Annotated in this window: 13 protein-coding genes and 1 other RNA gene; 7 read left to right on the top strand and 7 right to left on the bottom strand. The window is 53.2% G+C overall.

The genetic code is table 11. From position 1 onward, the window contains the following. Positions 1–42: 42 nt before the first annotated feature. From trmD to ffh, 4 genes are all read right to left on the bottom strand, one after another. A complete protein-coding gene (gene trmD / locus HP459_RS16735) occupies positions 43–810 on the bottom strand; it encodes a tRNA (guanosine(37)-N1)-methyltransferase TrmD (protein WP_003863138.1) in 768 nt (255 codons plus the stop codon). Between the two features lie 31 nt (positions 811–841). Then, complete coding sequence (gene rimM, locus HP459_RS16730) at positions 842–1,381, bottom strand: ribosome maturation factor RimM (RefSeq protein ID WP_003863136.1); 540 nt, start codon at positions 1,379–1,381, stop codon at positions 842–844. Between the two features lie 15 nt (positions 1,382–1,396). Further along, positions 1,397–1,645 carry a 30S ribosomal protein S16 gene (gene rpsP, locus HP459_RS16725; RefSeq protein WP_022649067.1) on the bottom strand — a complete coding sequence of 83 codons (249 nt, stop codon included), beginning with the start codon at positions 1,643–1,645 and terminating at the stop codon, positions 1,397–1,399. A gap of 116 nt (positions 1,646–1,761) precedes the next feature. Then, positions 1,762–3,123, bottom strand: coding sequence for a signal recognition particle protein (gene ffh, locus HP459_RS16720; protein WP_003863132.1), 1,362 nt, complete (start codon positions 3,121–3,123; stop codon positions 1,762–1,764). Between the two features lie 166 nt (positions 3,124–3,289). Here ffh and HP459_RS16715 point away from each other — a divergent pair, with 166 nt between their 5' ends. Further along, a complete protein-coding gene (locus HP459_RS16715) occupies positions 3,290–4,081 on the top strand; it encodes an inner membrane protein YpjD (RefSeq protein ID WP_014832951.1) in 792 nt (263 codons plus the stop codon). A gap of 19 nt (positions 4,082–4,100) precedes the next feature. Next, positions 4,101–5,387: an HlyC/CorC family transporter gene (locus HP459_RS16710; protein WP_026094274.1), complete on the top strand. Its 1,287-nt coding sequence runs from the start codon at positions 4,101–4,103 to the stop codon at positions 5,385–5,387. 52 nt (positions 5,388–5,439) lie between these two features. Here the strand turns inward: HP459_RS16710 and grpE are convergent, their stop codons facing one another. Continuing rightward, entirely contained in the window at positions 5,440–6,033 is a 594-nt protein-coding gene (gene grpE / locus HP459_RS16705; protein WP_003863126.1) for a nucleotide exchange factor GrpE, read from the bottom strand. A 122-nt stretch (positions 6,034–6,155) separates the two neighbouring features. Between grpE and nadK the strand changes: the two genes are divergently transcribed. The 3 genes from nadK (at position 6,156) to bamE (ending at position 9,258) form a co-directional block, all read left to right on the top strand. After that, complete coding sequence (nadK, locus tag HP459_RS16700) at positions 6,156–7,034, top strand: NAD(+) kinase (protein ID WP_022649070.1); 879 nt, start codon at positions 6,156–6,158, stop codon at positions 7,032–7,034. A gap of 85 nt (positions 7,035–7,119) precedes the next feature. Next, positions 7,120–8,781, top strand: coding sequence for a DNA repair protein RecN (gene recN, locus HP459_RS16695; RefSeq protein WP_171936510.1), 1,662 nt, complete (start codon positions 7,120–7,122; stop codon positions 8,779–8,781). A 138-nt stretch (positions 8,782–8,919) separates the two neighbouring features. Further along, positions 8,920–9,258, top strand: coding sequence for an outer membrane protein assembly factor BamE (bamE, locus tag HP459_RS16690; protein WP_003863121.1), 339 nt, complete (start codon positions 8,920–8,922; stop codon positions 9,256–9,258). Positions 9,259–9,319: 61 nt separating this feature from the next. Here bamE and HP459_RS16685 read toward each other — a convergent pair whose 3' ends face one another. Both HP459_RS16685 and HP459_RS16680 read right to left on the bottom strand, forming a co-directional pair. Further along, a complete protein-coding gene (locus HP459_RS16685; RefSeq protein ID WP_003863119.1) occupies positions 9,320–9,607 on the bottom strand; it encodes an RnfH family protein in 288 nt (95 codons plus the stop codon). Further along, positions 9,597–10,034, bottom strand: a complete 438-nt coding sequence (locus tag HP459_RS16680; protein WP_003863117.1) for a type II toxin-antitoxin system RatA family toxin — start codon at positions 10,032–10,034, stop codon at positions 9,597–9,599. Before HP459_RS16680 ends, HP459_RS16685 begins: the two co-directional genes overlap by 11 nt. A gap of 156 nt (positions 10,035–10,190) precedes the next feature. Between HP459_RS16680 and smpB the strand changes: the two genes are divergently transcribed. Continuing rightward, a complete protein-coding gene (gene smpB, locus HP459_RS16675; RefSeq protein WP_003863115.1) occupies positions 10,191–10,673 on the top strand; it encodes an SsrA-binding protein SmpB in 483 nt (160 codons plus the stop codon). Positions 10,674–10,762: 89 nt separating this feature from the next. Next, positions 10,763–11,126: a transfer-messenger RNA gene (gene ssrA, locus HP459_RS16670) on the top strand. Positions 11,127–11,208: the final 82 nt, after the last annotated feature.

The raw sequence follows: 11,208 nt of genomic DNA, 5'->3' as shown, positions 1-11,208 counted from the left end.
ATTTAATCTCTTATCCTGGGTAAACTGATATTCGGGAGCGTATTACGCTTTCCCATCATGTTCATGCTGCTGGTGCGCGTGTTCGGTTTTGAACTCGGCCAGCAACTTTGCTTGCTCTTCAGTCAGAGCCAGGTTTTCCAGAAGTTCAGGTCTTCTAAGCCAGGTCCGGCCCAGCGACTGCTTCAAACGCCAGCGACGTATCTCGGCATGGTTTCCAGACAGTAACACTGCCGGGACTTCCATCCCTTCTAACACTTCAGGACGAGTATAGTGTGGACAGTCCAGCAATCCATCGGCAAAGGAATCTTCCGTTGCCGAAGCTTCATGGCCCAGAACCCCCGGAATAAACCGGGCGACGGAGTCAATCAACGTCATTGCTGGTAGCTCACCACCGCTGAGAACGTAATCGCCGATAGACCATTCTTCGTCAATCTCGGTTTGAATTACGCGCTCATCTATCCCTTCGTAGCGACCACAGACCAGAATCAGCTTTTGATTCGTCGCCAGTTCGCTCACGCCCGCTTGATCAAGCTTGCGTCCCTGAGGTGACAGATAAATCACCTTCGCGCCTTCACCTGCCGCGGCTTTTGCTGTGTGAATGGCGTCCCGTAAGGGTTGCACCATCATCAACATCCCCGGTCCGCCGCCGTAAGGACGATCGTCCACGGTACGGTGCCGGTCATGCGTGAAGTCACGAGGACTCCAGCTCTGGATGCTCAGCAGGCCATTCTTTACTGCCCGGCCAGTTACCCCGTAATCGGTAATCGCGCGGAACATTTCAGGAAACAGGCTAATTATGCCAATCCACATAGCGCCGTCTTTTACCGTTTATCCGGAGAATTTAAAAACCAGGATCCCAATCTACTTCAATGGTTTGAGTAGTGAGATCGACTTTCTTGATAACCTGTCCATCGAGGAACGGGACCAACCGCTCCTTGATGCCAAATGCATCTTTCAGGTTTGCCTTAATGACGAGAACGTCATTTGACCCGGTTTCCATCATGTCGATGACTTTCCCCAGGCTGTAGCCTTCAGTGGTCACTACCTGGCAACCCATAAGGTCTTTCCAGTAGTAGTCACCCTCTTCCAGTTGCGGCAACTGCGACGAATCCACGACAATTTCACAATTAGTCAGCGCATTCGCGGCATCTCGATCGTCAATGCCTTTCAGCTTGATGATGATGTCCTGATTGTGGTGACGCCAGCTTTCCAGCTCGACCTCTTCCCACTTACCGGCTTTCTGGATAAACCAGGGCTGGTAATCAAAAATGCTATCAGCGTCTTCAGTGGAGGAAAACACTCTGAGCCAACCACGGATACCGTAGCAAGAACCCATTTTTCCCAATACGATCGGTTCAACAGGTGCTTTATTGCTCATCATGACCACCGTGACAGATTAAGCTGCTTTGTTTGCTGCTTTGATCAGCGTAGCAACGCGATCGGAAACAGTAGCGCCCTGGCCAACCCAGTGAGCGATACGATCCAGATCCAGACGAGTTTCTTCTTCTGCGCCAGAGGCCAGTGGGTTGAAGAAACCAACGCGCTCAATGAAGCGACCGTTGCGTGCATTACGGCTGTCAGTCACAACAACCTGGTAGAACGGACGCTTTTTAGCGCCGTGACGTGCTAAACGAATAGTTACCATAACATCCTCTTGTGTGAATAAAACAACCGGGCCCCATCGAGGAACGGAGCCCGGGTGTCATATTAAAAGCCCGAAAATTTTACTCATTTTCGGGCAAAAAGCAATCTCAAAAGCGATTATCGCCCAGGAAAACCGGGCGGCATCATGCCTTTCATGCCGCGCATCATCTTCGCCATGCCGCCTTTCTTCATTTTCTTCATCATGCGCTGCATGTCGTCGAACTGTTTCAGAAGGCGGTTAACGTCCTGGACCTGCATGCCGCAACCGGCTGCGATACGGCGCTTGCGGGAACCTTTGATGATTTCTGGCTTCGCGCGCTCTTTCAGCGTCATCGAGTTGATGATTGCCTCCATACGCACCAGCACTTTGTCATCCATCTGGGATTTGACGTTGTCCGGGATCTGCCCCATACCCGGCAGTTTACCCATCAGGCTTGCCATACCGCCCATGTTTTTCATCTGACGCAGTTGCTCAAGGAAGTCGGTCAGATCGAAACCGTCACCTTTTTTCAGCTTGCTGGCGAGTTTTTCAGCCTGCGCGCGGTCAACCTTGCTTTCGATATCTTCGATCAGCGACAGCACGTCGCCCATGCCGAGGATACGGGAGGCAATACGATCCGGGTGGAACGGCTCCAGCGCTTCGGTTTTCTCGCCCACGCCGAGGAACTTAATTGGCTTACCGGTGATATGACGAATAGACAGCGCCGCACCGCCGCGAGCGTCGCCGTCGACTTTGGTCAGCACCACGCCGGTTAACGGCAGGGCTTCGTTAAACGCTTTCGCGGTGTTCGCCGCATCCTGACCGGTCATGGCGTCGACAACAAACAGGGTCTCTACCGGATTGATAGAAGCATGAACCTGCTTGATTTCGTCCATCATCGCTTCGTCAACGTGCAGTCGACCGGCGGTATCCACCAGCAGCACGTCGTAGAATTTCAGCTTCGCCTCTTTCAGCGCCGCGTTAACGATGTCAACAGGCTTCTGCGCCACGTCGGACGGGAAGAAGTCTACGCCAACCTGCTCGGCCAGCGTTTCCAGCTGTTTGATCGCCGCCGGGCGATACACGTCCGCCGAAACCACCAGCACTTTTTTCTTGTGCTTTTCGCGCAGGAATTTCCCCAGCTTACCGACGCTGGTGGTTTTACCCGCACCTTGCAGACCCGCCATCAGCACGACGGCCGGTGGCTGAGCCGCCAGGTTAAGCACCTGATTCTCTTCGCCCATCGCCGAAACCAGCTCGTTACGGACGATTTTGACGAACTCCTGACCCGGAGTCAGGCTCTTGTTAACTTCATGACCAACCGCTTTCTCTTTCACGCGGTTGATAAAATCACGCACGACCGGCAACGCAACGTCTGCTTCCAGCAGCGCCATACGCACTTCGCGCAGCGTTTCCTTGATGTTCTCTTCGGTGAGGCGTCCACGGCCGCTGATGTTGCGCAGCGTGCGCGACAAACGATCGGTTAAATTATCAAACATTGTCTCTCGCCTGGGGTAGAAACGTTAGGTCGCCTGGGCGACACATACACAGAATTTTGCCGGAGTATAACATGAAGGCGCCTTTGTTGTTATGCAACGGTTGGAGCAGGCGTCACGTAACGTTATACTGCTTCTCTTTCTTATTAAGACAACTGTCGACGCCTATATGCCTGTTTTCGCACTGATCGCCCTTGTTGCCTACTCTGTCAGCCTCGCGCTGATCATTCCTGGCCTGCTGCAAAAAAACAGCGGCTGGCGGCGCATGGCTATTCTTTCGGCAGTGATCGCACTGATTAGCCATGCGTTTGCGCTGGAATCACGCATCATTCCCGGCGACGGCAGCGTGCAAAATCTGAGCGTGCTGAACGTCGGCTCGCTGGTCAGCCTGATGATCTGTACGGTCATGACCATTGTCGCGTCTAAAAATCGTGGCTGGCTGCTGCTGCCGATAGTCTACGCCTTTGCGCTGATCAACCTGGCGTTAGCCACGTTCATGCCCAATGAGTTTATTACCCATCTGGAAGCCACGCCGGGGATGCTGGTGCATATCGGCCTGTCTCTATTCTCCTACGCGACGCTGATCATCGCCGCCCTTTACGCCATGCAGCTCGCCTGGATCGACTACCAGCTGAAAAATAAAAAGCTGGCGTTTAACCATGAAATGCCGCCGCTGATGGTGATTGAGCGTAAGATGTTCCACATCACCCAGGTCGGCGTGGTTTTGCTGACGCTGACGCTGTGCACGGGCTTGTTTTATATGAAGAACCTGTTCAGCGTGGAGAATATCGATAAAGCGGTCCTCTCCATCATCGCGTGGTTTGTCTATATTGTCCTGTTATGGGGCCATTATCATGAAGGCTGGCGCGGTCGTCGCGTGGTCTGGTTCAACGTTGCGGGTGCGGGCATTCTCACGCTTGCCTATTTTGGTAGCCGCTTCATACAGCAATTTGCTGGCTAAGTAACAAAAGGAGTTCCCCCTGGAACACATCTCTACCACCACGCTGATCGTCATTCTGGTCATCATGGTGGTCATCTCCGCTTATTTCTCTGGCTCTGAAACCGGCATGATGACGCTGAACCGCTACCGGTTACGTCATCGCGCCAAGCAGGGTAACCGTGCCGCGCGTCGTGTCGAAAAGCTTCTGCGTAAGCCGGACCGTCTGATTAGCCTGGTGCTTATCGGTAACAACCTGGTCAATATTCTCGCCTCTGCACTGGGCACCATCGTCGGGATGCGTCTGTACGGCAATGCAGGCGTGGCGATTGCCACAGGTGTGCTCACGTTTGTGGTACTGGTGTTTGCGGAAGTGCTACCCAAAACCATCGCGGCGCTTTACCCGGAAAAAGTCGCCTACCCGAGCAGCTTCCTGTTAGCACCGCTGCTTATTCTGATGATGCCGCTGGTCTGGCTGCTGAATATGGTGACACGGGTGCTGATGCGCATGGTTGGTATAAAGGCAGACGTCACCATCAGTAGCGCGCTCAGCAAAGACGAACTGCGTACCATCGTGAACGAATCCCGCTCGCAGATCTCCCGTCGCAATCAGGACATGCTCCTGTCGGTGCTGGATCTGGAAAAGGTCAGCGTTGACGACATCATGGTGCCGCGCAATGAAATCGTCGGGATTGATATTAACGACGACTGGAAGGCCATTGTCCGCCAGCTGACGCACTCCCCGCACGGGCGTATCGTCCTCTATCGCGATTCTCTCGACGATGCCATCAGCATGCTGCGTGTGCGCGAGGCCTATCGTCTGATGACTGAGAAAAACGAGTTCACCAAAGAGGTGATGCTGCGCGCCGCCGACGAAATTTACTACGTGCCGGAAGGCACCCCACTCAGCACGCAGCTGGTGAAGTTCCAGCGAAACAAGAAGAAAGTCGGTCTGGTGGTGGATGAATACGGCGACATACAGGGGCTGGTGACGGTCGAAGATATTCTGGAAGAGATTGTCGGGGACTTTACCACGTCAATGTCGCCTTCCCTTGCAGAAGAAGTCACCCCGCAAAACGATGGGTCAGTGCTTATCGACGGCAGCGCCAACATTCGTGAAATCAATAAAGCGTTTAACTGGCATTTGCCGGAAGACGAAGCGCGGACGATGAACGGAATGATCCTGGAAGCGCTGGAAGAGATCCCGGCGGCAGGCACGCGCGTGCGCATTGAGCAGTATGATATTGATATTCTGGACGTTCAGGACAATATGATTAAGCAGGTGAAGGTCCTGCCCGTTAAACCTTTACGCGAAAGTATCGCCGAGTAATGTTGTAGGCCGGGTAAGGCGAAGCCGCCACCCGGCACTACGGGTCGGCAAATTACGCTTTCGCTTTCGCCACGGTCACCATCGCAGCGCGAATAGTACGACCGTTCAGGGTATACCCTTTCTGCATCACGCCCAGCACGTTACCCGCGGCAACGTCTTCGGATTCCACCATCGCAATGGCCTGGTGAACGTTTGGATCCAGCGGTACATCCGTATCGGCAATCACTTCAACACCGAACTTACGCACCACATCCAGCATGGATTTCAGCGTCAGCTCGATGCCTTCAATCATCGCCGCGTTATCCGGATTAGCTTTATCCGCCACTTCCAGCGCGCGATCCAGGCTGTCGATCACCGGAAGCAGTTCGTTGACGAATTTCTCCAGCGCAAATTTGTGCGCCTTTTCAACGTCCAGCTCGGTACGACGGCGCAGGTTTTCCATTTCCGCTTTGATACGCAGTACGCCATCGCGTTCGCGATTCTGCGCTTCTACCAACTGAGCTTCCAGATTGGCAATTTTTTCATCGCGCGGGTCCACCTGCTCAGCAGACGTGTCTGGCTCTACTGCCTCAACTTCATCGTGCTGTTCCGTGATAATTTCTTCAGGGGCTTGCCCCTCAGGCGTTTTCTGTTCTTTACTACTCATGAATTTCTCCGCGTTTTTCTGCATTCATCTCGCTAACTTCGCTTATTATGGGGATCAGTTTCCTGGATTCAAGGGAACAAGGCAGATTGTCATCATTCATCAGGCACAAGGACCTCCAGAAAATGAATAATCATTTCAGGTGTATTGGGATCGTCGGCCATCCGCGTCACCCTACCGCATTGACGACACATGAAATGTTGTATCGCTGGCTGTGTGGTAAAGGCTATGAAGTGATGGTCGAGCAGCAGATCGCCCAGGAGTTGCAGCTTAAAAGCGTCAGAACCGGCACGCTGGCGGAAATTGGCCAGCAGGCGGATCTCGCCGTGGTGGTCGGCGGCGACGGCAATATGCTGGGCGCGGCGCGAACGCTGGCTCGCTATGATATTAAGGTTATTGGTATTAACCGTGGCAATCTTGGTTTCCTGACCGACCTCGACCCGGACAATGCGCAACAGCAGCTGGCGGACGTGCTGGAAGGTCACTATATCAGTGAAAAACGGTTTTTACTTGAAGCCCAGGTCTGCCAGCAGGACTGCCAGAAGCGCATCAGCACCGCTATTAACGAGGTGGTTCTCCACCCTGGTAAAGTGGCGCACATGATCGAGTTCGAAGTCTATATCGACGAAATCTTCGCTTTCTCGCAGCGGTCTGACGGGCTGATTATTTCAACCCCGACGGGGTCAACTGCCTATTCGCTTTCAGCCGGAGGCCCAATCCTGACGCCCTCGCTGGATGCGATCACCCTGGTGCCGATGTTCCCGCATACGCTCTCGGCGCGTCCGCTGGTGATAAACGGCGACAGCACCATCCGCCTGCGTTTTTCCCATCGCCGCAGCGACCTGGAGATCAGCTGCGACAGCCAGATTGCGCTTCCCATTCAGGAAGGAGAAGATGTCCTCATTCGCCGCTGCGATTATCACCTGAATCTTATCCATCCAAAAGATTACAGTTATTTCAATACATTAAGCTCAAAACTCGGCTGGTCAAAAAAATTGTTCTGATTTTACATCCAGCGCTTTACTGTATATAAAACCAGTTTATACTGTATACAAACACAGTTATGGTTTTTCATACAGGAAAACAATTATGCTGGCACAACTGACCATCAGCAACTTTGCCATTGTTCGTGAGCTTGAGATCGACTTCCATAGCGGAATGACGGCGATTACCGGTGAAACCGGTGCAGGTAAATCCATTGCCATTGATGCCCTCGGCTTGTGCCTCGGCGGTCGTGCAGAGGGTGATATGGTGCGCACAGGTGCGGCCCGTGCCGATCTCTGCGCCCGCTTCTCGTTAAAAGACACGCCTGCCGCCCTGCGCTGGCTGGAAGCGAACCAGCTGGAAGATGGACGTGAGTGTTTACTTCGTCGCGTTATCAGCAGTGACGGCCGCTCCCGCGGTTTTATCAATGGTACAGCGGTTCCCCTTTCCCAGCTTCGCGAGCTGGGCCAGCTGCTCATCCAGATCCATGGTCAGCACGCGCACCAGCAGCTAATCAAACCCGAACAGCAGAAAGCCCTGCTCGATGGCTACGCGGGTGAGTACGCGCTTACTCAACTCATGGCGGAGCACTATCGTCAGTGGCATCAAAGCTGCCGCGAACTTGCGCAGCATCAACAGCAAAGCCAGGAGCGTACCGCGCGCGCCGAGCTGCTGGAATATCAGTTGAAAGAGCTGAACGAATTTAACCCTCAGGCGGGTGAATTTGAGCAAATCGAGGAGGAGTACAAGCGTCTGGCCAACAGTGGTCAGCTGCTTTCCATCAGCCAGAATGCCCTGAACATGCTGGCGGATGGCGAAGACGTGAATTTGCAGAGCCAGCTGTATACCGTGCGTCAGCTTGTTACCGAACTGACCGGCATGGACAATAAGCTTTCTGGCGTACTGGAAATGCTGGAAGAAGCCGCGATTCAGATTTCAGAAGCCGGGGATGAGCTGCGCCACTACTGTGAACGTCTGGATCTCGACCCGAACCGTCTGTTCGAGCTTGAGCAACGCATCTCCCGTCAGATTTCACTGGCGCGTAAGCATCACGTTACCCCGGAAGAGCTGCCGAATTACTATCAGTCTCTGCTGGAGGAACAGCAGCAGCTGGACGATCAGGCCGATTCCCTCGAAACCTTGTCTCTGGCGGTTAATCTGCATCATCAGCAGGCGCTGGAAACGGCGAAACGGCTGCACGACGTGCGACAGCACTATGCTCTGGAGCTTAGCCAGCATATTACCGACAGCATGCATACGCTGGCGATGCCGCATGGGGTGTTCACTATTGATGTTCGCTTTGAAGAGCATCACCTGACGGCGGAAGGCGCAGACCGCGTAGAATTCCGCGTCACCACCAACCCGGGCCAGCCTTTACAGGCGATTTCGAAAGTGGCTTCTGGCGGTGAACTGTCGCGTATCGCCCTGGCCATTCAGGTGATTACCGCCCGTAAAATGGAAACCCCGGCGTTGATTTTCGATGAAGTGGATGTGGGTATCAGCGGCCCGACCGCGGCCGTTGTCGGCAAACTGCTGCGTCAGTTGGGTGAATCGACGCAGGTTATGTGTGTGACTCACCTGCCGCAGGTCGCCGGCTGTGGTCATCACCACTTTATCGTTAGCAAGGAAACCGATGGCGAAATGACGGAAACGCACATGAAACCGCTGGATAAACGCTCACGCTTGCAGGAGCTGGCACGCCTGCTGGGGGGCAGTGAAGTCACCCGTAATACGCTCGCGAATGCGAAAGAACTGCTGGCGGCATAAACTTTTTCGGGATCTCAGGGTCATACAGAACAACAAAAACGCCGCCAGACCAGTTTCAAAGTGGGGCAAGGTCTATTATCATCGGCATATTACATATGAGCCGCGTACTGCTCGGGCCCGAAAAGGAATCAAATCACTATGCGCTGTAAAACGCTGACCGCTGCCGCAGCGGTTCTTCTGATGTTGACCGCAGGCTGTTCCACTCTGGAGAAAGTGGTTTACCGTCCTGACATCAACCAGGGGAACTACCTTACTCCTAACGATGTGTCCAAAATCCGCGTAGGTATGACACAACAGCAGGTCGCTTATGCCCTGGGAACCCCGATGATGTCCGATCCGTTCGGCACAAATACGTGGTTCTATGTATTCCGCCAGCAGCCTGGTCATGAAGATGTGACCCAGCAAACCCTGACGCTGACCTTCAGCAGTGCCGGTGTGCTGACCAACATCGACAACAAGCCTGCCCTGACCAAATAATCAGGTGCCAGCAACGCAAAAAGGTGCTCAATGAGCACCTTTTTTGTGTATGTTTATTTGGCTACTTACCGGATTTCTCTGCTCGCTGACGGCGCAACTCTTTCGGGTCGGCAATCAGCGGACGATAGATTTCAACCCTGTCGCCCTCTTTCAGCACATCACCGAGCTTAACCGGACGGCTATAAATGCCGACTTTATTCTTCGCCAGGTCAATATCACGGCGAAGTTCAAGGATGCCGGAGGCCCGGATAGCCGCCTCAACGGTGGCGCCCTCTTCAAGCGTCACGCGCTGCAAATACTGCTTCTCCGGCAGCGCATACACCACCTCAACAGCAATCTTATGCGACACTGTAAACCTCTTTGGCGCGCGTGGTGAACGCCTGAACCATATTCGAGGCCAGCTCTTTAAATATTCGGCCAAACGCCAGTTCGATCAGCTTATTGGTAAATTCAAAATCCAGATGAAACTCAATGCGGCAGGCGTCAGCGCTCAGTGGCGTAAACTTCCACCCTCCCATCAGTTTTTTAAACGGACCATCCACCAGATGCATCAAAATACTCTGATTGCTCGTCAGGGTATTGCGCGTGGTGAACGTTTTGCTGATCCCCGCTTTGGAGACATCCACGGCCGCAGTCATCTGCGTCGGGCCAGATTCCAGCACCCGGCTACCCGTGCATCCTGGAATAAATTCCGGATACGACTGAACGTCGTTCACTAACTGATACATTTGTTCCGCGCTGTAGGGAACAAGCGCAGTACGGCTAATCTGAGGCATAGCATTTTCCATGGTCACACAACAGACAAATAATAACATTTATCACCTGTTAAAAAAACGCTAAGCCTTATCTCGTGCTAAGATAGCGCGTTAGACCTCACAGGACGCAATGAGGTGACTTTTTAAAATCAGATTACCGACGGCTTTACGACACTTATGACGAAGAAAAAAGCACATAAACCTGGTTCGGCGACCATTGCGCTCAACAAGCGTGCTCGCCACGAGTATTTCATCGAAGAAGAATTCGAGGCCGGCCTTGCGTTGCAGGGCTGGGAAGTAAAATCGCTGCGTGCCGGGAAAGCCAACATCGGCGACAGCTACGTGATCCTGAAAGACGGTGAGGCCTTCCTGTTCGGCGCGAACTTTACGCCGCTGACCGTCGCCTCTTCACATTACGTTTGCGATCCAACCCGCACCCGTAAGCTGCTGCTGAACAAGCGCGAGCTGGAATCCCTCTACGGACGCATCAACCGCGAAGGCTTCACCGTAGTTGCGCTCTCTTTGTACTGGAAAAACGCCTGGTGCAAAGTGAAAATCGGCGTGGCAAAAGGTAAGAAACAGCACGACAAGCGTACTGACCTGAAAGCACGCGAGTGGCAGCTCGACAAAGCACGTATCATGAAAAACGCAGGACGTTGATTCTGCGCGCTTATTGTACTATTCAATAAGTTAGCGTTTCGGGCTGGTATCGAGGAAGTGAAATCTGGTATACTGATTTCAACACTATTGGGGCTGATTCTGGATTCGACGGGATTTGCGAAACCCAAGGTGCATGCCGAGGGGCGGTTTGCCTCGTTAAAAGCCGCAAAAAAATAGTCGCAAACGACGAAAACTACGCTTTAGCAGCTTAATAACCTGCTAAGAGCCCTCTCTCCCTAGCTTCCGCTCTTAAGACGGGGATCAAAGAGAGGTCAAACCCAAAAGAGATCGCGTGGAAGCCCTGCCTGGGGTTGAAGCGTTAAAACTAATCAGGCTAGTTCGTTAGTGGCGTGTTTGTCCGCAGCTGGCGTGCGAATGTAAAGACAAACTAAGCATGTAGTACCGAGGATGTAGAAATTTCGGACGCGGGTTCAACTCCCGCCAGCTCCACCAAATAAAACAAGGGGTTACGTGAAAGCGTAGCCCCTTTTTCTTTAGTAGTGGCGGCAAAATGGCGGCAGGCATTTTATCCGTT

This window comes from Enterobacter sp. CM29 (genome assembly GCF_013179605.1).
GTDB lineage: Bacteria > Pseudomonadota > Gammaproteobacteria > Enterobacterales > Enterobacteriaceae > Enterobacter > Enterobacter intestinihominis.
The sequence above is the reverse complement of the archived record's forward strand: the minus strand, read 5'-3'. Positions and strand labels throughout refer to the sequence as shown.

Excerpts from the sequence above, each read along its gene's own strand:
- trmD (WP_003863138.1), bottom strand. The coding sequence starts at position 810 with ATGTGGATTGGCATAATTAGCCTGTTTCCTGAAATGTTCCGCGCGATT.
- rimM (WP_003863136.1), bottom strand. The coding sequence starts at position 1,381 with ATGATGAGCAATAAAGCACCTGTTGAACCGATCGTATTGGGAAAAATG.
- rpsP (WP_022649067.1), bottom strand. The coding sequence starts at position 1,645 with ATGGTAACTATTCGTTTAGCACGTCACGGCGCTAAAAAGCGTCCGTTC.
- ffh (WP_003863132.1), bottom strand. The coding sequence starts at position 3,123 with ATGTTTGATAATTTAACCGATCGTTTGTCGCGCACGCTGCGCAACATC.
- HP459_RS16715 (WP_014832951.1), top strand. The coding sequence starts at position 3,290 with ATGCCTGTTTTCGCACTGATCGCCCTTGTTGCCTACTCTGTCAGCCTC.
- grpE (WP_003863126.1), bottom strand. The coding sequence starts at position 6,033 with ATGAGTAGTAAAGAACAGAAAACGCCTGAGGGGCAAGCCCCTGAAGAA.
- nadK (WP_022649070.1), top strand. The coding sequence starts at position 6,156 with ATGAATAATCATTTCAGGTGTATTGGGATCGTCGGCCATCCGCGTCAC.
- recN (WP_171936510.1), top strand. The coding sequence starts at position 7,120 with ATGCTGGCACAACTGACCATCAGCAACTTTGCCATTGTTCGTGAGCTT.
- bamE (WP_003863121.1), top strand. The coding sequence starts at position 8,920 with ATGCGCTGTAAAACGCTGACCGCTGCCGCAGCGGTTCTTCTGATGTTG.
- HP459_RS16680 (WP_003863117.1), bottom strand. The coding sequence starts at position 10,034 with ATGCCTCAGATTAGCCGTACTGCGCTTGTTCCCTACAGCGCGGAACAA.
- smpB (WP_003863115.1), top strand. The coding sequence starts at position 10,191 with ATGACGAAGAAAAAAGCACATAAACCTGGTTCGGCGACCATTGCGCTC.